Below are 21,171 nucleotides of genomic sequence, written 5' to 3'. Positions count from 1 at the left end.
CGTTTTGAGGCCGACATGCAGTTCATCGATCTTGGCGCGCAGCGCGAACGAATCCGCGACCGGCTGAAGGCCGCGATCGACCGTGTCGTCGACGAGGGCCGCTATATTCTTGGCCCGCAAGTCACCGAATTCGAGAGTAAGCTTGCCGCCTATATCGGCACAAAGCATGTCGTGGCCTGCGCCAACGGCACCGACGCGCTGCTGTTGCCGCTGTTTGCGGCCGGCGTCGGCCCGGGTGACGCGGTGTTCGTGCCGAGCTTTACTTTCGCCGCCACCGCCGAAGTGGTGGCGCTGGCCAAGGCCGAGCCTGTGTTCGTCGATGTCGACCCACACACCTACAACATCGACATTGCCAGCCTCGAAGCGGCCATCGCCATGATCAAGAAGGAAGGAAGGCTGAAGCCGAAGGCTATTATTCCTGTCGATCTGTTCGGCCTTGCCGCGGACTACGAGGCGATCATGGCGATCGCCAACCGCGAAGGGCTGATGGTGATCGAGGATGCCGCCCAGTCGATGGGCGGCTCGCTCGACGGCAAGATGTGCGGTGCTTTCGGCCATGTCGGATCGACCAGCTTCTATCCGGCCAAGCCGCTTGGCTGTTACGGCGACGGCGGCGCGATGTTCACCAATGACGATGCGCTGGCCGAACAGCTTCGCTCCTTCGCCTTCCATGGCAAGGGCGAGACGCAGTACGACAATGTCCGCGTCGGCATCAACTCGCGGCTCGACACGCTGCAGGCGGCGATCCTGATTGAGAAGCTGGCCATCCTAGAAGACGAGATGGTCGCCCGCCAAATGGTGGCAAAGCGCTATGCCGATGGGCTTGGCGACGTCGTTACCGCCGCCCGCAATCTGGACGGCAGCCGTTCGGCCTGGGCGCAGTACGCCATCGAGACGCCGAAGCGCGACGGGCTGAAGGCGCATCTCGGCGAAAAGGGCATTCCGTCGGTCATCTATTATGTGAAGCCGCTGCATGCCCAGGTCGCTTATCACGACTACCCGCGCACGCCGACCGGCCTTGCCGTGTCGGAAGACCTGCCGAAGCGGATCCTGTGCCTGCCGATGCACCCTTATCTCAGCGAAGCCGATCAGGACCGGATCATCGAGACGATCCGCAACTATATCGGCTCGAATTCGGCGCAAGCCGCGGCAGAGTAAGCCGCGGACCCTTTTCAGGCGGGGCTGACCCCTGCCCTGCCGCTGGCAATGAAATGCGGATTGGCGAAGTCCTCGTCGTCGCTTTGCCTGCGCTTGCCATAAACCAGAGGTTGGCCGTCGAGCGTGCGCGTCATGCCGCCGGCGGCGCGCAGGACAGCGTCGCCTGCCGCCGTGTCCCATTCCATGGTGCGGCCGAAGCGCGGATAGACATCAGCCTCGGCACTGGCGAGAAGGCAGAATTTCAAGGACGAACCGACCGAAATGATTTCGGCGGCACCGAGGTCGCGAATATAGGCCTCGGTTTCCGGCGTGTTGTGGGAACGGCTGGCGACGACGGCCAGCGGCGTCGCGGCCGCTCTCACCGAGATCGGCCGGCGGCCGACGATCTGGTAGTCGCTATCGATTTCGAGAGATTCCGCCCTGCCCGGCAGACCGGAAAAGAAGCGGCCGGTGCAGGGCGCAAAGACGACGCCGACTTCCGGCACGCCATTGCGAACCAGCGCAATGTTGACGGTGAAATCGGTGCGGCGGTTGACGAATTCCTTGGTGCCGTCGAGCGGATCGATCAGGAAGAAAGCCCCGTCCAAGTCGGGCGGCACGATGCCGGCGGATGCTTCCTCCTCGGCCACGCAGGGAATATCGGGAAATGCGGCGCGCAGTCCGGCGAGAATGATCTTCTCGCTCTCGCGGTCCGCCTCGGTCACCGGCGAGGCGTCGGACTTGCGGTCGACCGCACAGCCGGCGTGGAACACACGCATCACCTCGCGTCCGGCCGCCAGGGCCAGCCGCTCGAAGATTTCAAGCATCAGCCTGTCGTCAGATGCCGCCGCCACTATCGTATTGGTCTTCGGCAATGTCGCGCTCGTTCAGCCAGTGTTCCAGGGCGTCTACCATCTCTTCGGCCGATTTGCCGAGTGTCTGCAGATGGATTTCCGGGGTTTCCGGCGCTTCATAAGGGGAATCGACGCCGGTGAAATTCTTGATCTCGCCATTCAGTGCGCGCGCATAGAGGCCCTTTGGATCACGCCTGGCGCATTCCTCGAAGGGCGTGTCGACGAACACCTCGACGAATTCTCCGTCGGCCATCAATTCGCGCGCCATGCGCCGCTCGGCGCTGAACGGCGAAATGAACGAAACAATGACGATCAACCCGGCATCGGCCATCAAACGCGCCACTTCGGCGACGCGGCGGATGTTCTCGACGCGATCGGCGTCGGTGAAACCAAGATCGCGGTTGAGACCGTGACGAACGTTATCGCCGTCCAGAATGTAGGTATGACGGCCGGTGGCGAACAGCTTCTTTTCGAACAGGTTGGCGATGGTCGATTTGCCGGATCCCGATAGCCCGGTGAACCAGAACACGGCGGGCCGCTGGTTCTTCATGTCGGCGCGCACGCGCTTGCCGACATCGAGCGACTGCCAATGAATGTTTTCGGCACGGCGCAACGAGTGCAGGATCATGCCGGCGCCGACCGTGGCGTTGGAGATGCGGTCGATGAGGATGAAGGCGCCGGTGGTGCGGTTTTCGGCGAAGGGATCGAAGGCGATCGGCGTCCGCGTCGAGATGTTGCAGATGCCGACTTCGTTCATTTCGAGAGACTTGGCCGCTTCATGGGCAAAGTCGTTGACATTGATCCGATATTTCAGGTCGGTGACGGTGGCGCTGGTCTGGTCGGTCTCGGTGCGCAGGATGTAAGAGCGGCCGGGCAACAGCGCATGCTCGTCGAACCAGACGATGTTGGCGGCGAACTGGTCGGCGACCTGCGGCCGTGCGGCCGGCGAAACCAGCATGTTGCCGCGTGAGATTTCGACTTCGTCGTCGAGGACGAGCGTGACGGCCTGGCCCGCGGCCGCCTGGGCGAGATCGCCACCATAGGAGACGATCCGCTTGACGCGCGAGGATTTGCCGGACTTGGCGACAACGACCTCGTCGCCGGGTGCAACCGAGCCGGAGGCGACCGTGCCGGCAAAGCCGCGAAAGTCGAGATTGGGACGATTGACATACTGGACCGGGAAACGGAACGGCAGTTCGACCATCGCTTCGTCGACCGACACGGTTTCGAGATGCTCTATCAGCGTCGGACCGGAATACCATTCCATGCTTTCCGACCGACGGCTGACATTGTCGCCATAACGGGCCGACATCGGGATCGGCACAATGGTCTGGAAGCCGAGATCGCGCGAGAATTGCCCGTAGTCTTCGACGATCCGGTCGAAAACCGTCTGATCGAAATTGACAAGATCGATCTTGTTGACGGCCAGCACGACGTGGCGAATGCCGAGCAGCGAGGCGATGATCGAATGCCGCCTTGTCTGACGAAGCACACCCTGTCTGGCATCGATCAGCACGATCGCCAGGTCGGCGGTCGAGGCGCCGGTGGCCATGTTGCGGGTGTATTGCTCGTGGCCAGGTGTGTCGGCGACGATGAATTTGCGCTTCGGCGTGGCAAAGAAACGGTAGGCGACGTCGATGGTGATGCCTTGCTCGCGCTCAGCCTCCAGACCGTCGACCAGCAGCGCGAAATCGATGTCGTCGCCCGTCGTGCCATGCTTGCGCGAATCGCGTTCGAGCGCGGCGAGCTGGTCCTCGAAAATCTGCTTGGTGTCGGACAGCAGGCGACCGATCAGCGTCGACTTGCCGTCATCGACCGAGCCGCAGGTCAGGAAGCGCAGCAGCGACTTCTTCTCCTGCGCCGCCAGATACTCGCGAACGCCGTCGGTGGGTGCGAGGCTCTTTGCCATGATGTGGCGCATGGTCAAAAGTACCCCTCGCGCTTCTTCTTTTCCATCGAGCCGGCTTCATCGCGGTCGATCAGGCGACCTTGCCGTTCGGACGTGCGCGCAGTCAGCATTTCGCCGACGATGGCTTCCAGCGTGTCGGCATCCGATTCGATGGCGCCGGTCAGCGGATAGCAGCCAAGCGTGCGGAACCGCACCAGCCGGTTCTCCACTGTCTCGCCGGGGCGCAGTTTCATGCGCTCGTCGTCCCGCAGGATCAGCATGCCGTCGCGTTCCACCACCGGCCGTTCCTTGGCGAAATAGAGCGGCACGATCGGGATGCTCTCCTGCAGGATGTATTGCCAGATATCGAGTTCGGTCCAGTTCGACAGCGGAAAGACGCGGATCGATTCACCCGATGCGATGCGGGTGTTGAATATCTTCCACATTTCGGGGCGCTGGTTCTTCGGATCCCACACATGCTGGGCGTTGCGGAAGGAAAAGATGCGCTCCTTGGCGCGCGATTTCTCCTCGTCGCGACGAGCGCCGCCAAAGGCCGCATCGAAACCGTATTTGTCGAGCGCCTGGCGCAGCGCCACGGTCTTCATGACATGGGTGTGCGTGTTCGAACCATGGTCGAACGGATTGATGTTGTCGCGCACGCCGTCTTCGTTGACATGAACCAGGAGATCGAAGCCAAGTTTCTGCGCCATCTGATCGCGAAAGGCGATCATCTCGCGGAACTTCCACGTCGTGTCGACGTGAAGAAAGGGGAACGGCGGCTTTGCGGGATAAAACGCCTTCATCGCCAGATGCATCAACACGGATGAATCCTTGCCGACCGAATAGAGCATGACCGGCTTGGCAAAGGCGGCCGCAACCTCGCGGAATATATGGATGGACTCGGCTTCAAGCCGCTGAAGATGCGTAAGCGCTGTTGTCATGGACCGTGGGCGTTCTTTCGTATCTTCCAACAGAAGACCTTGCCTCAATCATCGAGCTTTTTGCGCCCGGTTCGAGCCTTGCTTCTGGACAATCTTTCTCGTGCCGGCGTTCTAGCAGACTTTCTCGTGCCGGCGTTCTAGCAGATCGCCATTGTCAAGAACAATGCAAGACTGGCCCGGCCGCACATTGGTTCGAGAATGAATTTTCCACAGATGCCGCCAAACCCGGAAATTCCTGCCCGCAAGCTCAACAGTCGAGAAAACGCGAGGAAAATATTGCTTGAATGGACCGGCTACGGCTTTCAAGGCACTTCCCTGGTCGACCGTCGCCTGCCGCCGATTTTCGGTGACAATCCACCCGATCCACTATCGAAAATGGGGGGCAGCCGCTATACCAGCCTCGGCAGCGGGCAAGCGCATCATATGGCATGGGCAATTTCGAGGCGAGCGCATTCACCTTCGCTAAACAAGATCCGCCGCACGAAAACTTGCCGAAAACAGCGAGCCAGAAAATTGAGCCGGCTTTCATCCCTCACACAGCAATTCTCGCCTTTGCGGATCAACAACTACTTTTCCATCCTTTGCTTCTTTTTTCCGCCGGTCCTGGGCTCGGTGGTCAGCTTTGTGTTCAATGGCGGAGGCCTTTCGTCCGCCCTGCTGATTGCTTTAGGGAAAAGGCGCTTCAACGCCGACCGGCCCATGATCTGGATGACGGTCGCGATCTATGCCTACTGCGCCGCCAATCTCCTGGCGTCCATCGTCAACAACTCGTTCGTCCGGGATGCGCCCCATCTTATCCCGCTCGTCACCTTCCTGTTTTTTCCCGTGTCCTATTCGACCTGGAGCATCACGCAGAAAACCACGCTTGCCCGCATCGTCGTGCTTTCCAGCATGGCCGCCTGCTTTGTCGCGCTGCTCATGGCCGTCATCCAGCAATATTGGATTGGCGTCAGGGCCGAGGGAGGAGCCGGAAATCCGATCGTCTTCGCAACCGTCGTCTGCCTTGCCGTGGTGATGTGTGTGGCTGGCGCCTTGTCCAGTATTGAGCAAGCCCGGACACCCCTCTTCTACGCGACACTGGCCGGGACGATCGCCGTCATCTATTCCGGCTCGCGTATCGCCTGGCTGGCACTGCTGATCGCCGGCATCGCCGTCATGCTGATCAACCGGCACAGGCTCAGAGGCAGGAATGCCGTTCGCCTGCTGTTGCTGCTGGCGGCGGTCGGCGTCGTGATTGCCGCTTCCAGCTTCCAGGCGATATCCGGGCGCGTCGATTTTTTGCGCTCCGATTGGGGTGCGCTTGGAGCCAGCGGCAACTACGACAGCTCGTTGGGAATACGTGTTGCGCTTTGGGAGATCGGCCTCAAAGCATTCCATGACATGCCACTGTTCGGGCACGGTGTGGGTGCAACCCAGCTTCTGATCAAGCAGGGCTTTCATGAGCAGTTCGCGATGGACACAGGCTTCAACCATTTCCACAACGGCTTCCTGACCGCCTTGGTGCAAGCAGGAATTCTGGGCGCCGTGACGCTGGCAGCGATCTTTATCGTTGCTGCTGGAAATGCCGCCCGGGTCCTGCGAAACAGTAGCGATCCGAACGAGCGGTTCGGCGCCACCATGATTGTCGTCGTGGTAATAACCTATCTCACGGCCGGAATGACAGGCATCCTGGTCGGCCATGACATTCTGGACTCGGTGCTGATGGTTTTCCTGGTGAGCGGAACATATCTCGCCTCCGGACGCCATGTTCCCTTGTTGGAAGAGCAGGCACTTGCACCAGTGATGGATGAGCGAGCACTTCCATCAGTCACGAAAGAGCTGTTTCGGGCAAGGCCATGAAGGTTCTGGTCACGGGCGCGACAGGTTTCATCGGGCGTCTTGTCGTGCGCCACCTTCGCGAAGCCGGTGCCGAGCTTCGCCTCGCCTCCCGCCATCCCGAGAGGCTTGGTTCGGAGAACGAGACTGTGCCGATGCCCGGCTTCGATGCGCCTGCCGCCGCCTTCCTGGAACTGACCCGGCATATGACTGACGTCGTCCATTGCGCCGGCTTCAACAATGATCAGGGAAAAGCAACCGAAGCCGATTATCAGGCGGCCAATGTGGAACTGAGCGCAAGGCTGGCGCATGCAGCGGCCGCCCAGATAAGCGGACGTTTCATTCATCTCTCCTCGATCCGAGCGGTGATCGGCGCGCGCGTCAGCGCAACGATCGACGAGGACACGCTTCCTGCCCCACAATGCGCCTATGGACGCTCGAAGCGCGAAGGCGAGATCAAGGTTTTGGACGCCTACGCGTTGCACGGCCGCTCCGACGCCGCCGTGTTGCGCCTGCCTCCGGTTTATGGAAGCGGCATGAGGGGAAATCTGGCAACGCTGATGCGCCTTGCCGATACGCCGCTGCCGCTGCCGACGGGTGCCTTGACCGGAATCCGCTCGCTGATGTCTTCCGAGGCCGCGGTGCGAGCTGTGTCGCACCTGCTCAGCCATTCCGGACCGCTTCGCCCGATCTATGTCGGCGCCGATGTGCCGCCGGTCGCCGTCGAGGCCATCATCGCCGCCTTTCGCAGAGGTTTGGGACGGCCTGTGCGCCTGATGGCTGTGCCGCCCGGCCTGATACGGCCGGTCGTGGCCGCACTCGGCAAGCGGGCGTTTTGGGACAGTCTGACCGCGACACAGATATGCGACCCCGCCCTGCTGGTATCGCAGGGGTGGACGCCTGAAGCCGACCCGCTGGAGCGGCTGGCCGAGCTGGCGCGGCTCGGTAAGTCGTAGCTTCCTATCCCACTTTTGGGATCGTGGTTTGTTCAGCCTCGGTAGAGCGTTCCGAGCAGGATCCGAAGGTCAAGCCGGAACGACGCCGCGCGGAGATAGGCGGCATCCGTTTCAGCCAGAAGCTGCGGGTTCGACATGTCGATGCCCCTGATCTGAGCCAGGCCGGTTATGCCTGGAAGTGCCGCCAAGACCCCCAGCCGCCTGCGACACTCGATCAACTCCGTTTGGGTCGGCAGGCAGGGACGCGGCCCGACCAGGCTCATTTCACCTTTCAGGACGTTCCAAAATTGCGGCAACTCATCGAGCTTGAACTTCCGCAAGACTTTTCCAACCGATGTCACGGAATCCGCCGGCGCCTCATGCGAGGGTAGTGACGGCGTCCCGACATACATCGTGCGCAACTTGTGGCAGCGGAAAAGCCGACCGTCACGGCCAACCCGCACCTGTGAAAAAATAGCCGGGCCCGGCGACGATGCCCGAACGGCAAGGACGGTGAGCGCCAAGACAGGAGATGTCGCCACCAACAGCAGAGCCGCACCGGCAAGATCGAAGATTTGCTTGGCTGCCTTCATGAACGGCCGATAGTGCTCCCTGCCGAAGTCCCGAGGCAATGCCGCAGGCCAATGCCGTCAATCCGATCGACGTAGCATGAGCCGATCTCCTGACCAAGCGCGCCACGCAGCCGTCGCAACGTTCAGATGCGCCCCAGAATGAAGGCGAGATAGAGCCCCAGGTTTCCGGAAACGGTCTGGCGATAGACGCCGCTTTGGCGCAAGCCCGCCAAGCGGCGGAAAAGACCGCCGTCGCGCCCGCGGGTGAAAAGGTCGAGGCACGTCATCGCGTCCTCGGTCAGGAGATCGCGATTGACGGCGAGACCGTCCAGGTTGAGGTCCGTCCAGCCGGCGAATTCCCCCTTGAACAGGCGGCCAAGCCGGGACACCCTTGCCTTCCAGGACACATTGGCGCCGACCAGGTTTGCCGCGTGCTGCCGGTAGCGCACCAGCGGCCGCGGATCGTAGCGGACGATGCCGCCGGCGGCGGTCACGATGAGATAGGCCCACCAGTCGTGGCTGACGAACCCGCTCCGCGTGGAGGCCCTGGCCAGCAGGTCGCGTGCCGCCGCGTTGAGCAGGATGGTGTTGCCGCCGGCGATGCTTTGCACAAGCGCGTTGCGAAAGGTTGGCGGCCGCGCAAACAGCGGCGAATGGCCGACAAGGCTTCCTGTTTCCGTCATGGTCGCGGTTCGCGAACAAAACATCAGCGGGGTTTTCGCATCCTGGGTCCGCATCCAGCTGATAGCGCTCTCCAGCCTGTCGGGCTCCCAGACATCGTCCTGGTCGCAGAAGGCATAGCAGTCCGCCTCGATGCGTCGATCGACGATCATGGAGCGGAAATTGGCGGCGAAGCCTTGCCGCGGCCCCTCTACGAGCGTCATTCGACCCTTGGGCCGCCAGCGGGATTTCCATGTCTCGACGATGGCGGTCGTGCCGTCGACGGAGCCATCGTCGGATATCCACAGGTCGACCAGAGGGTGCGACTGCGCGAGCAGGGACTGCAGCTGTTCATCGATGAAGGCCGCACCATCCTTCGTGCCCATCAGGACCGCGACGCGCAGATCTGCTTTGCTCACGACCAAGATCGCTTTCTGAATTCTGAACCGGGCCTAGCTCGCCTGCCCCGCCGTTTTCGGGATCGCGGCCTGATGAGGGCTTGTCCTGGCCTTCTTGGCGCGGTCGAGACCTGCCAATGCGGCGAGCGCGGCAGCCTTGTCCTGGTCTTTCGCCGACTGCTGCAACGCCGTGAGCGCCACCTGGACATCCGACCATTCCACGACGTCCGTGCTGAGGCCGAAAATCTTCGAGATGCCGAGTTCGACGAGTTCCTCGTCTTGGCCATGCAGCGTTTCGTGGAGTTTTTCGCCCGGCCTTATGCCGGTGAACCGGATCGCGACATCCTTGTATGGGCTCTTTCCGGACAAGCGGATCATCGTTTCGGCCACTTCAAGGATCGGCACCGGCTTGCCCATGTCGAGCATATAGACGGCATAATCGTCTCCGCTGTGCCGCGACGCGGCATCGGCCGCCGACATGATGACGAGATCGACGGCTTCGGCCACGGTCATGAAATAGCGCGTCATGCGCCGGTCGGTGATGGTGACAGGACCGCCGGCCTCGATCTGCGCCTGGAATATGGTCGCCACCGAACCATTGCTGCCGAAGACGTTGCCGAACCGCACTGCAATGAACTTGGTGGCCGGGCGACGCCCGCCCGTCTCGCCTGCCGGCGTGCCATGCAAGGCGCTGATGATCTGTTCGGCGGCCCGCTTCGTCATGCCAAGCACTGACGAGGGATCCACCGCCTTGTCGCTCGATATCAGGACAAATTGCGCAACCCCGCACTTGGCGGCAACCTCGGCACAGACGAGCGTTCCGAAGATATTGGTCTGGATGGCCGAATCCCAGTTTTCCTCGAGAAGCGGAACGTGCTTGAGCGCCGCGGCATGAAAGATTATGTCCGGCCGGAATTCCGTAACGACAAGCATTATCTGGCGCCGGTCCGCGACATCGACGATGCGGACCTTGAGGCGGTCGTGGTCCTTCTCGTCAACATACTGGCTCAACTGGAAAATGCCGAACTCGGAGTTGTCGGCGACCAGCACCGCCTCGGCTCCCAGTTCCAGCGACCGCTTGACCAGCGTCTGGCCGATCGAACCGGCACCGCCGGTCACCAGAACGCGTTTGCCCCCGACAAAGGCGCCGATGCGCTGGATGTCGGCCGCGACCGTCGGACGGCGCAGGATCGTTTCCATCTCGACGGTGTCGAGAACCAGCTTTCCGTGCTGTTCCAACTCCGAAAGGCCTGAGAACTGCACCACATTTATGTCGCCGTGCCGGGCAATGCGCACGAGTTCCGAATAGTCCTCGATCTCGTGCTCGGCGCCGCTGCCGAAAATCAGCAAGTCCAGGCTTTTGGTGCCGGTCGCATAGTCCTCCAGGACATCGATCAGGCGCGGCATGGTCGCCACCACGGGAACACCTTGAATCCGCGTGCCCAACGGTGCGCCGCGCTCGGTCGCCATGATGCCTGCGATGGAATAGTCCGCCGGTTGCGCCGTGCGCGTGAAGCGAATGATCAGGTCGGCTTCGTCGAGCCGGCCGACGAACAGAGCTCGCTTAGCCTGCCTGTTGTCGGTCTTGCGGCTCAGAATCCCCCAACTCGCGCCGTCACGCAGGAAGCGGTAGAACAGCCGGGGTGCCGATATGATGGTGAAGGAGACGAGGAAGAAGACGATGAACTGACGCTCGTTGAGCCCCGCCACCGGCCGGTAAAAACGCAGCAGCAGCGACGCCATGTAAAGAGTGAACGTCAAAATCGCGCAGCTCTTCAGGATGTTGAAAAAGTCCGGCGTCGAGGCGAAGCGCCAGACGGTGGTGTAGAGGCCACTGTAGCGGAACAGCAAATGGCTGATGACGACGATGCCCGCCCATGTCGCCAACCCCTCCTTGGAGAGCGCTTCGAACGAAAGATTCGACCGCGAAAGGATAAGGCTGAGTGCCACGGCGACCAGGACCATGACCACGTCCTGGATCATGATGAAGGCGCGCCGCATCTGTGGCCTGAGGCCGAACACAGCTTCTAGGTGGGGATTCATTGGACGGCACTAGACTCCAAGCTAAGGGCATCGACACCAGCGAGGTGCGAACACGAAGATACTTCGCGACCAATCACCTTACTCAAGTGCCATCCCCGGCCCCCGCCGTCCTGTATCGCATACTGCTAGGGCGAGGGCATAGCCAGAGGTTTTTTCGGACAAGAGGCGTCCAGTGGAGAACATAGATCTTGCTCAGGCGATTGCCGCAAAGTCAACATTACCAAATGCTAAAATAAGCCACACAGCATCAGCATGCGTTCAGTTTTGCCGCAGTTGACTCTGCTCCCCACAGCGTTAGGACGCAATGCGTTGCCATATGCCCATCGAAATGGCTATTAGAGACGGGCTTGGTGGTTCGCTATGGCCAGCGAAGAATAATGCGCCAGAACAACGGATTGCGATACTCCCAGCTATGATTGCGGCACTAAACGGCGCTTTTGACGACATCTCAAAGGCCATGAGATTACACCGGGTCTGGATCGCGCTTGCCCATGAGGACATTGGCGACCAGCATAGACGCACGACGCTCGGCCCGCTTTGGATGCTGGTCAATTATCTGGCATTCATCGGCACTTTCATCTTCGTTTTCAAGACCAAAGACACGGATTCGGCCGGATACACGGCCTATGCCTCGATCGGCCTGGTTGTCTGGTTCTACCTCATGGAGATGATCAGCCTGAGCGTGCCCCTGTTCTCCCGCGAAGCCAGTTTCATTCAAGGCACGAGGCTGCCACTCTTCGTGTATGTGATGCGACTGACGGTGCAATGTATCATCCGAGCGAGCTATTCGGTGGCGGGTTGCATCGTCATCCTGCTGCTGAGCGGCTTGGGAGTCAGCGCTGAGTGGCTTTTGTCTATCCCGGGGTTATTGCTGATTGTGCTCGCGACCCCTGCAATCGTAACGGTTTTCGCATTCCTGGGCGCATTCTTTCCCGATGCTCAGTTCATCGTCGGCAACATCATGCGCGTCGGCACGTTTCTTACGCCAGTCTTCTGGGCCTATCATGGGCAAGGCGGTATACAGAACTATGCCTATCATTGGAATCCGTTCACATATTTTCTGGAAGTGGTGCGCGCGCCAATCGCGAGCGGCGAATTCCCAATGCATGCCTTTGCTGTGACCGCCTACATCTCGTTGGCTTTCTGGGCGGTTGCGTTGCTGCTGCTGGGCGGATATCGCAAGCGCGTCGTTTTCCTGATCTGAGCTCAAAATGATTTCCATCAAGCTGGACAATGTCAGCCTCGCCTACCGCCTCTACGAAAAGTTGACGCTTACGGCGCCTGACCGGCGCCTGGGTGGTCTTGGAGGCAAAATCGGACGCTCCGGCGGCAAGCAGGTCGTGCAGGCGCTGGAAGATGTCAGCTTTGAACTCAAAGCAGGCGACCGGTTAGGCTTGATCGGCCCAAACGGGGCCGGCAAGACGACACTGCTCAAGGTGTTGTACGGCATCTATCAGCCATCGGCCGGCACAGTAGCCATTGACGGCAAAGTCGACGCTTTGTTCAACATCAACATAGGATTTCGCCCCGAAGCGACGGGGCGGCGAAACATTGTTCTGAGGGGTTTGATCAGCGGGTGGACCGAGGCCGAGATCCAAGAAAAAATGCCGGAGATCATTGCCTTCAGCGAACTTGGCGACTTTATCGATGTCCCCTTCAAAACCTATAGCCAGGGTATGGCCGCTCGTCTTGCTTTTTCAGCGGCTACAGCGCTTGACCCCGAAATTCTGCTGATGGACGAGTGGATCGGCGCCGGCGACGCCGCGTTTCAGGAAAAAGCCAAACGACGCATGGATGAACTGGCCGAGAAGGCGGGCATCATCGTCTTGGCGACCCACAACGAAAGCCTGCTCGAAAGCGTCTGCACCAAGAGGATGACGCTTAAGAACGGAAGGGTGGAAGCCTTCACGACGAAACCTGCAAAGAGGGCTGGAACGCGAGCTAAGTCTTAAAGGTACTGTTCCTGGATACTATATGCTCGCAGTTCAGATTCCCAATTCGTCGTACCTGCTGTAGTTGAGCATGCCAACGTTGCGCCCTGCGAACGTTCCTAAAATGAATTGCGCTCGAGCCGTTGAGTAACCGATGACGAGACAAGAATCTGTTCCGATGAATGATCTGAAGCGCCTGTATCAGCGCTACCACGTCGAAATCGAGCGTGAGGTAGTGAACACGCTACGTTCGGGATGGTGGCTCAATGGCGCGGTCGGCAAACGATTTGCGGCTAATTTTTCCGGATTCATAGGTGTTTCGGAATGCGTTCTCGTGGCCAATGGGACGGACGCGCTCGAACTTGCATTGGCCGCGGTGACCAAGCGCTACGGCGGGCGCGAGGTGATCGTCGCCGCCAATGCGGGGGGCTATGCCAGCTGTGCCTGCTGGCAGAATGATCTCGTTCCGCACTATGTCGATATCGAACCGGCCAGCCAACTCATAGCCCTTCAATCGGTGCTGAAAGCAGCCAGCGCAGACACCGCTGCGATCGTTGCCACCCACCTCTATGGTGGCGTCGTTGACGTCCGCGCCATCCGGGACGGACTTGAACAGGCTGGCCTCTCGCACATTCCAATCGTGGAAGATTGTGCGCAGGCGCACGGGGCGAGAATCGGAAGCGCCGTTGCAGGCTCGCTGGGGGATATCTCCACGTTCAGCTTTTACCCGACCAAAAATCTCGGAGCCATGGGGGACGGCGGCGCCGTTCTCACCTCCGACACGGCAATCGCCGGGCATGTGCGGCAACTGCAGCAATATGGCTGGAGTTCAAAATATCATGTCGGCGTGCCCAACGGCCGCAACTCTCGCATGGATGAAGTTCAAGCCGCGATATTGGACGTTTTGCTGGGCGATGTGGATAGACGCAACCAGCAGCGGCGTGGCATCCTGGACCAGTACAAGTCAGTTGCCGGGCGTCGATCGCAGTTCCTGGAAGGTGGCGACGGAGCTGTCGCGCACCTCGCGGTTTCGCTTTGCGACGACCGGGACGCCTTCAGGGCGTTCATGAAAGAGCGTGGCATCGACACCGACATTCACTACCCTGTGCTGGATTGCGACCAGGTCGGCTGGGCGGACTTACCAATGATGGGAAGCGAAAATCTCGCCGTTTCGAGGGCCAGCGTCAGCCGCCTCTGCTCGGTCCCCTGCTATCCCGACATGAGGGAAGACGAGGTAGAGCAGGTGTGTCTGGCTCTCCGCGATTGGGAGGCAATGTGACCACGCGTTCGATCGTTTTCCCGATCTACCGAAATCAGGCGAACATCCCTTCCCTTCTGCGGGCAGTCGCCGATTTCCACTCCAGATATCAAGGCGACATCGAGTTCGTCTTCGTCATCGACGGGTCGCCTGACGAATCCGGCCCGCTGCTGGTCAAGGAATTGAAAGGCTCGGGCTATGATTACAAGATCATCTTCCATAGCCGAAACTTTGGTTCGTTCACTGCTATTCGAACCGGGCTCGAACATGCTTCGGGTGACCAGGTCGCGGCAATGGCCGCCGACCTGCAGGAGCCGCCTGAACTGATCGTCGAATTTTTTTCCAAGTTGGAAAAGGACGAGGCCGACGTCGTGTTTGGGCAGCGAACCGGGCGTAGCGATCCGCCCTTGACCAAATTTCTGTCGAGGGCCTTCTGGTCGGCCTACCGCAGGGTCGTCCTGCCCAGCATGCCGAGTGGCGGAGTGGATATCTTCGCCTGCAACCGTCAGGTTCTGGAAGCGATCCTCTCGATCGAGGAGCCGAACAGCTCGCTTGTCATACAACTGTTCTGGGTCGGCTTCCGGCGGGAATTCGTGCCCTATCGGCGGCGCGAACGAGAGCACGGAACAAGCGCCTGGGGCATGGCACGGCGGTTCCGATACATGATGGACAGCATTTTCTCGTTCTCTGATTTTCCGATAATGCTCACCCTCTGGGTAGGATTTGCCGGTTGTGTGCTAAGTCTCCTATTTGCAGTCGTTACCGTGATTGCACGGCTGCTTGGCAATATAGACCCCGCTGGCTATACGACACTGGTCCTGCTGATAACGGGCTTCGGTTCGGCCAGCCTTCTGGTTCAGGGGATTCTTGGTTGCTATCTCTGGCGGGCAGTTGAAAACACCAAATCGCGCCCACTTCGGATCATCAGCCGCGTCGTTGACGGAACAGCCAAATGAACGCCAAGCCATTTTTCGTGCACGAACTGGGTATCTGCGAAAGCTCCCATGTCGGCGACGGAACGCGTATCTGGGCCTTCGCCCACGTGCTGCCTGGTGCCGTGCTCGGCTCGAACTGCAACATCTGCGATCACGTCTTCATCGAGAACGATGTGATCGTCGGCGATGACGTGACCATCAAGAGCGGCGTCCAGCTGTGGGACGGGGTGCGCCTGGGCAATCGTGTGTTTGTCGGCCCGAATGCGACCTTCACCAACGATCGCTTCCCACGCTCCAAGGAATATCCCGAGACGTTTCTGCTGACGACGGTCGAGGACGGCGCTTCCATCGGCGCAAATGCCACAATCCTGCCGGGCATTGTCGTCGGCCACCAGGCGATGGTCGGCGCCGGCGCCGTGGTGACCAAGAGCGTCCCTGCCAATGCCGTCGTGGTCGGAAATCCCGCCGTCATTATCGGCTACCAGACCGGCCCGAAGATCGTGCCAGCCTTGACGCAAACCTTCCCCGGCGCAGTGGGCGAGAAAATGTCGCTTGGGGTCGGTGGCAGCGAGCTATGGCGGCTGCCGCATTTTAGCGATCTGCGGGGCGAACTCGCCCCGCTCGAATTCGGTGCAAACCTACCGTTCAAGCCGGCCCGGTCCTTTCTGGTTTATGGCGTTCCCTCCGACAAGGTCAGGGGTGAGCATGCGCATCGCGAGTGTCATCAATTCCTGATCGCGGCCCATGGCAGCCTGTCCGTTGTCGTTGACGACGGCCATGAGAGAAAAGAGGTTTCGTTGACCGAACCCTCGATCGGTCTCTACATTCCGCCCGGCATTTGGGGAATTCAGTATAAATTCCAGCCCGATACAGCATTGCTGGTCATGGCTTCGCACAACTATGATGCTGGCGATTACATCAGGGACTATGCGGATTTCCTGGATACGGTCAGGCAGGATGACCGCTGATCGCATTGGCGGAGACGCCGTCCGGTTCCTTGTCGCCGGCGGCCTGAACACCGCTCTGACCAGCCTTGTCTATTTTGCCGGCCTTGTTGTCCTGCCCTCAAGTTTGTCTTACGCGCTCGCCTGGCTGGCAGGACTTGTGTTCGTGATGGTGTTCTACCCCGATCGCGTCTTTCCCGGAGGGCACACGGGCATCGCCGATCGACTGGCGATCGGCGCCTCAATTGCCGTCGTGTTCGTGCTCGGGCTGGCAACTCTTAAAATGCTCGAGAGCGTGTTGCAAAACACCGTAGTTGCCTTCTTCATCACCCTTGCCGTCACGACGGTCCTCAATTTCGTGATTTCTCGATGGATACTCCGCAGATCATGCTGACGCGACCGAGCACAATACGACCCGCCATCAATCTCTTTGCGATTTTCGTCGCGATGTATTTTTCTGAATTGGCTTCCTTTCCGCTGTCAGTGGATGAGGAAGTAACAGCCTTCAGAACGGACGCGTCAATCTGGATCATTCAAGGACGCTGGGGCGCATATTTGATCGAGAGATTCCTTATTCCTCATCCGGTCATGCCTTTCTTGGCTCCAGCTATCTTTGGCGCCGGTTGCGTGGCCGCCTACCTCCTCGTCATGGATGTCATCAACAAGCAAGAGCTCTCCATCGCCGAGTACGCATGTTTTGCGATTTTCTGTGCTTTCCCAACTTGGTTTTTTATCGTCGAATTTTATTCTAACATTGCCGCTATCGGCGTCGGCCTGTTCGCAACCGCTCTAGCGCTTTGGCTGATCCGCAAGGAGGAGGTTTCCCCACTCAGCCCTCGCTTTCTCGGAGCTGTAGCAGTCGGCGCTTTCGCCATCTCGATCTACCAGAGTTTCGCACCGGCAATTCTGGTCTTGGGCATCGCAATCTCAATTCTGCAAGCACGGGCTGGCAGGAGCGAATCGCTGCCAAAAGACCTGCTTGGGGCCGGTATTCTGCTGGCTGGTGCCATATTGTTCTATGTCATCGGCGATGCCATTTTCAGATCGTTCGCCCCCGCTAGAAACGAGTATTTCGACTCGCTTTCCCAGCCTGGCTTTTTGCTTCAACATCCGGCCACAGTTATTGAGCGAGTGCTTGGAGCGATAGGCGGGATCTATGGTCTAGACCGGCGCACATATGACGTCGCGTTGTGGGCAATTCCGCTCTTGTTGATCCTTGGCGGTTGGGCGCTATTGAAGGAATTGCCCCGCTTGAAATTGCTGCTGACGGCAATTGCCTTCGTTTCATTGCTTATTCCCTTCGGCTTTCACCTCCTCGCTGGGGGCAGCATGCCTGTCAGGAGCCTCGTCGGGGTTCCGATTGCAGTTTGGATGTTCGCCTATGTCGCGGTGACGAGCAGAGAATCGAGAACCCGTGTGGCCTCAACCATCTTGCTGGCCGTGGCGATTTTCCAGATTCTGGTGGCCCAGAACTATCGTCAGGCGTCTAACTATCTGGTCGACAAGCATGATACACTCATGGCGGGAGCCATCTTCAACAGACTGTCGGCCGCGCGCGGTTTTGATGTAAAGCGCAGCTATGCTCTAAGCGTGTTTGGCGCCCAGCCATTTGTGACCAACTATCCCAAGCAGCCCGGCTCGACGGTCGGCTACTCGTTTTTCGAATGGGACGGTGGCAACGCCTGGCGTATCGCTTATTACATGAAATTGCTCGGCTACTTCAACTTGAACGGTGCTAACCCAGATCAGGTCGATCAGACAATTGTTCGTCTTTCGACGATGCCGGTATGGCCAGCCCCCGGTAGTGTGGAAATCCAGGGCGACATTGTGCTGATAAGGCTCGGTGAGATGCCCAGCTACGCAAATCAGCAAGCCCTTGCAAAAGTCACCAATCGATAAGGGATTTAGCTAGTCGAAATCTTGGATTGGGTTCGTGGGAAGCAGGCGGCCAACGAAACTGTTTGGCCAGGGTGTAATCCCATGGCGGACCCGCTTCTGTAGAGGCAGCGTGCTTGGCAGATTCGCTCAGTCGGAAACGGATACCTTTTGATCCACCAGTTTGACGACCAGAATAACCGACTTCTTCGACCGCCATGTTCGAATACACGGTGGTTCAGCGTTTCGTCCAAGCGCCAACATCGTGGACGTTCGCCCATCCGGATTCGCTGTAGCCGACCAAGCGAGCATTGGCGTGCCGTTTGCCTAGCGCCACAACTCGCTCGATCGATGCAAGCGAAAGTCCCCAATCGCTCATGCCCACTTGGCCTGCGGCATTTGGGTATGGCCAATAGCCAATCCCTGTCTGCTCGTAGTCCTTGAGCATTTGTGCTTGGGTAGCAGCTTGGATCGGGTCGTTCTTTGTGATCTCGTACGTGTTGTGCCCCCGGAAGGTTGCGATCAGTATCCCCCCGCGCCCCAGTGCCGCAAAAAGCTTATCGAACAGGATTTGCATTCTCTCGTAATCGACATGGGTGAAGACAGAGCCTACCCAGATTAGATCCATGCCGCCTGGGATTTTGATGTCAGAGGGATGCTCAGACGAAAGCACCGCATCTCCCCCGAACTCGTGGGCGCAAAATTCGACGCAGCTCGGATCGATATCGCAGAAGGTTATCTTGGCGCCAGGGAACAGTGACCGGATGTAGCGAGCGCCACGCCCATGGCCGCATCCAAAATCCATAATATTGTAAATGGCTTCTTTCCGGGCAATTGCCAAGATCGATACAATCACCTTCAACACGCTTTCGCCAACAATGTCGTAGTCATCAAGAAAGGGATTGCCTTTGAACATCCCATCGTCAGGGTGGATCGTTGGGATGACGCCCCGCTGCCTGTAACCCTGCCACATCGCTGCCAATTTATCGATCTGCATACTGGGTTCGCTCCTGACAAAAGCCTTGGCCTGGTTAGCGGGCGTGCTTCAGTGCCAAATATACTTCTGTAAATTCGCCTATTATGCCGTGCCAGTGATCGTGAAAACGGCTCACCTCGACGTCCATTCCTGACCACCGGTGGATCAGTTCCGGAAGGTCATAGCCATAGTGGAATGTTACCAGCGAACCAGCGTCGCTCACCGGATTTCCATGATATTCCGGCTCGCCAGTGTGCTGGATCGTTCCGTCCGGTCTATAGAGCGCACGGCGTTCGCTGTCAGTCTTGCCCTTGTAGGTGGGAACGGTGAAAAGGTAAGCGCCGCCTGGTTTCAGAGTCCGGACAATCTCCTTTGTCACCCGCTCCGGCATATTCACATGCTCCATGACATCAAGTGTAACGACGACATCGAAAGTCGCATCGCCAAATGTCTGCGCCTCCAGGTTCTCGTTTCGGAAGCCCCTGACGGACGAGCCCAAACGCTCTCCGGGAAAGTACTGCGACTCAACATACCCGGCACATTCCCGCTTCAACTTCGGAGAAATTCCCCGAGGGGTGGGTGATGATTCGTGAATAGCAAGGTTGCGCCAACGAGGGATATGTCGCGTGAGCGTAAGAGCCAAGGCGCGCTCGCGCGGGATCGATCCACATCTGGAGCAGAGTAGATGATCACGATACCAATCATAGTTGGCGGAAAACTCGACATTGGCTTCACAGATTGGGCAGTACCCTGCCCGGCGGTAGACTGGATGAGAATCAGAATTCATGGAGCACCATCAGGATTTTCAAAAATGAAGCCGTAAACAGAATGCCGCTTCGGTACGAGCTCAGCTCCACGGTGCTACTATAGCCGGTGGGCAATCCCATTCTCCGAAAGGAATTGGGCAAAACGATCATATAGAACAGTGTACTTGCGCTGAAACTCATCATAGTTACCAGCCTGCACAAGCTCGTGGACGTCCAATTGTCCCACTTTATCGACCGGGATGTGCGGGATGCTCATAAGTTCCGCCATTTCCGTCGTCCTCGAATCGTGAGAAATTATGGTTGCAGGAACACCGTTGGTTAATGCGATCAGGTTTCCATGGAAGCGCGTTCCTATCGAATAGTCAAACTTTGAGATGTACGCATCCCACTCCGCCAAATCAAAGAACATTTTTGCGTTCTCTTTGATGTGCTTTACATAGAGCGACGGATCCATGTCCATGTTCATCTGTGCGAGCACTGCCTCGGCGACCTCAAAATCATCTTCTCTCCCATCCCTGGAAAGGAGTATTTTCATTTCCGGCTCTTCGTTCTGAAGAACATAGGGATATTGTTTGTGAGCGGACAATTTCAAAAGTTCAGCTTCAACGCGCCGAGCGGCCTCGGGATTGGCCGAATGTAGAAATACGTTGCGTGATCCGTTCACTGCAACTCTCAGCTCAGCGTCTCTTCCTGGTCTCTTTATCTTCAAGTCCGGGCGCAATTTGCGAAACAGACTTGGGCATCCTACCTCTGTGACGTTTTTTATCCCAAAATCATTCATGACCTCAGCCGTAAAATGGCCACGCACGCCCACAGTCTTGCTGCGTTCGGATATAATGCGAAGGAAGCGTTTACTGCCCTCGGGAATCTCTGTGACTTTGGCACCAATGATGGACGCTTGCGCGCCGAGGCCGGCGACCAGGCATGGCAGCTTGGTCGGCTCGATAAAGTCAGCCAGGTAGGACAAATCAAAATTTTTGAAAATGAAATTTGCTGCGGCGATAGCTATGACGTCGAAACGTTCGTTTACCTCGTGTGGGGAATAGCCCAATCCCTGCCCGAACTCTTCAAAGCGAAGTTCCTCGAACAGAGACTGCCCTATCAGAAGATTTCCGGTGTTATATCCAATGACCTCGAATTTCTTTTCAAAGGCAATTTGCGGATCAGGATGCGGAGCTATTGGCGCTCCGAGAAAAAGAACTCTCACTAAAGTCTCCTCGACGCTCTAAGCCCATGTAATAT

19 protein-coding genes are annotated in these 21,171 nt (G+C 58.6%); 10 read left to right on the top strand and 9 right to left on the bottom strand.

The genetic code is table 11. The features are described from left to right. Positions 1-15 precede the first annotated feature (15 nt). Positions 16-1,158, top strand: coding sequence for a DegT/DnrJ/EryC1/StrS aminotransferase family protein (locus EOA16_RS08830; protein WP_127257208.1), 1,143 nt, complete (start codon positions 16-18; stop codon positions 1,156-1,158). Between the two features lie 14 nt (positions 1,159-1,172). On the opposite strand, the gene cysQ is transcribed toward EOA16_RS08830, so the two are convergent. The 3 genes from cysQ to cysD are packed head-to-tail and all read right to left on the bottom strand — an operon-like array spanning position 1,173 to position 4,820. Further along, positions 1,173-1,964 (bottom strand): 3'(2'),5'-bisphosphate nucleotidase CysQ, encoded by a 792-nt coding sequence (cysQ, locus tag EOA16_RS08825; RefSeq protein WP_164754193.1) that lies wholly within the window; start codon positions 1,962-1,964, stop codon positions 1,173-1,175. A gap of 10 nt (positions 1,965-1,974) precedes the next feature. Then, positions 1,975-3,912, bottom strand: coding sequence for a sulfate adenylyltransferase subunit CysN (cysN, locus tag EOA16_RS08820; protein WP_164754178.1), 1,938 nt, complete (start codon positions 3,910-3,912; stop codon positions 1,975-1,977). A gap of 2 nt (positions 3,913-3,914) precedes the next feature. Further along, positions 3,915-4,820: a sulfate adenylyltransferase subunit CysD gene (gene cysD / locus EOA16_RS08815; RefSeq protein ID WP_027035869.1), complete on the bottom strand. Its 906-nt coding sequence runs from the start codon at positions 4,818-4,820 to the stop codon at positions 3,915-3,917. 513 nt (positions 4,821-5,333) lie between these two features. Here cysD and EOA16_RS08810 point away from each other — a divergent pair. After that, positions 5,334-6,659, top strand: coding sequence for an O-antigen ligase (locus EOA16_RS08810; protein WP_127257422.1), 1,326 nt, complete (start codon positions 5,334-5,336; stop codon positions 6,657-6,659). Further along, positions 6,656-7,591, top strand: a complete 936-nt coding sequence (locus tag EOA16_RS08805) for an NAD-dependent epimerase/dehydratase family protein (RefSeq protein ID WP_127257203.1) — start codon at positions 6,656-6,658, stop codon at positions 7,589-7,591. The genes EOA16_RS08810 and EOA16_RS08805 overlap by 4 nt, the downstream gene beginning before the upstream one ends. 32 nt (positions 7,592-7,623) lie before the next feature. Here EOA16_RS08805 and EOA16_RS08800 read toward each other — a convergent pair whose 3' ends face one another. The 3 genes from EOA16_RS08800 to EOA16_RS08790 form a co-directional block, all read right to left on the bottom strand. Then, positions 7,624-8,163 carry a sugar transferase gene (locus tag EOA16_RS08800; protein ID WP_127257201.1) on the bottom strand — a complete coding sequence of 180 codons (540 nt, stop codon included), beginning with the start codon at positions 8,161-8,163 and terminating at the stop codon, positions 7,624-7,626. 122 nt (positions 8,164-8,285) lie between these two features. After that, positions 8,286-9,221, bottom strand: coding sequence for a glycosyltransferase family 2 protein (locus tag EOA16_RS08795; protein WP_127257200.1), 936 nt, complete (start codon positions 9,219-9,221; stop codon positions 8,286-8,288). Between the two features lie 33 nt (positions 9,222-9,254). Further along, positions 9,255-11,243 (bottom strand): nucleoside-diphosphate sugar epimerase/dehydratase, encoded by a 1,989-nt coding sequence (locus tag EOA16_RS08790; RefSeq protein ID WP_164754177.1) that lies wholly within the window; start codon positions 11,241-11,243, stop codon positions 9,255-9,257. Positions 11,244-11,559: 316 nt separating this feature from the next. On the opposite strand from EOA16_RS08790, the gene EOA16_RS08785 reads away from it, so the two are divergent. The 7 genes from EOA16_RS08785 to EOA16_RS08755 all read left to right on the top strand — a co-directional run bounded on the left by EOA16_RS08785 (position 11,560) and on the right by EOA16_RS08755 (position 18,210). After that, a complete protein-coding gene (locus tag EOA16_RS08785) occupies positions 11,560-12,447 on the top strand; it encodes an ABC transporter permease (protein ID WP_245455888.1) in 888 nt (295 codons plus the stop codon). A gap of 7 nt (positions 12,448-12,454) precedes the next feature. After that, positions 12,455-13,195 (top strand): ABC transporter ATP-binding protein, encoded by a 741-nt coding sequence (locus EOA16_RS08780; RefSeq protein WP_127257198.1) that lies wholly within the window; start codon positions 12,455-12,457, stop codon positions 13,193-13,195. 157 nt (positions 13,196-13,352) lie between these two features. Next, positions 13,353-14,453, top strand: coding sequence for a DegT/DnrJ/EryC1/StrS family aminotransferase (locus EOA16_RS08775; protein ID WP_164754176.1), 1,101 nt, complete (start codon positions 13,353-13,355; stop codon positions 14,451-14,453). Beyond that, positions 14,450-15,388, top strand: coding sequence for a glycosyltransferase family 2 protein (locus EOA16_RS08770; RefSeq protein WP_127257195.1), 939 nt, complete (start codon positions 14,450-14,452; stop codon positions 15,386-15,388). The genes EOA16_RS08775 and EOA16_RS08770 overlap by 4 nt, the downstream gene beginning before the upstream one ends. Then, a complete protein-coding gene (locus EOA16_RS08765) occupies positions 15,385-16,335 on the top strand; it encodes a WxcM-like domain-containing protein (RefSeq protein WP_127257193.1) in 951 nt (316 codons plus the stop codon). Before EOA16_RS08770 ends, EOA16_RS08765 begins: the two co-directional genes overlap by 4 nt. Continuing rightward, positions 16,325-16,705 (top strand): GtrA family protein, encoded by a 381-nt coding sequence (locus tag EOA16_RS08760; protein ID WP_164754175.1) that lies wholly within the window; start codon positions 16,325-16,327, stop codon positions 16,703-16,705. Before EOA16_RS08765 ends, EOA16_RS08760 begins: the two co-directional genes overlap by 11 nt. After that, positions 16,699-18,210, top strand: coding sequence for a glucosyltransferase domain-containing protein (locus EOA16_RS08755; protein ID WP_206517322.1), 1,512 nt, complete (start codon positions 16,699-16,701; stop codon positions 18,208-18,210). The genes EOA16_RS08760 and EOA16_RS08755 overlap by 7 nt, the downstream gene beginning before the upstream one ends. A gap of 214 nt (positions 18,211-18,424) precedes the next feature. Here the strand turns inward: EOA16_RS08755 and EOA16_RS08750 are convergent, their stop codons facing one another. The 3 genes from EOA16_RS08750 to EOA16_RS08740 form a co-directional block, all read right to left on the bottom strand. Next, positions 18,425-19,183, bottom strand: a complete 759-nt coding sequence (locus tag EOA16_RS08750; RefSeq protein WP_127257188.1) for a class I SAM-dependent methyltransferase — start codon at positions 19,181-19,183, stop codon at positions 18,425-18,427. A gap of 34 nt (positions 19,184-19,217) precedes the next feature. Further along, positions 19,218-19,661, bottom strand: a complete 444-nt coding sequence (locus tag EOA16_RS33070) for a methyltransferase domain-containing protein (protein ID WP_245455887.1) — start codon at positions 19,659-19,661, stop codon at positions 19,218-19,220. Positions 19,662-20,026: 365 nt separating this feature from the next. Continuing rightward, positions 20,027-21,136 carry a polysaccharide pyruvyl transferase family protein gene (locus tag EOA16_RS08740; protein ID WP_127257185.1) on the bottom strand — a complete coding sequence of 370 codons (1,110 nt, stop codon included), beginning with the start codon at positions 21,134-21,136 and terminating at the stop codon, positions 20,027-20,029. Positions 21,137-21,171: the final 35 nt, after the last annotated feature.

The organism is Mesorhizobium sp. M7A.F.Ca.US.008.03.1.1, assembly GCF_003997495.1.
Taxonomy (GTDB): domain Bacteria; phylum Pseudomonadota; class Alphaproteobacteria; order Rhizobiales; family Rhizobiaceae; genus Mesorhizobium.
The sequence above is the reverse complement of the archived record's forward strand: the minus strand, read 5'-3'. Positions and strand labels throughout refer to the sequence as shown.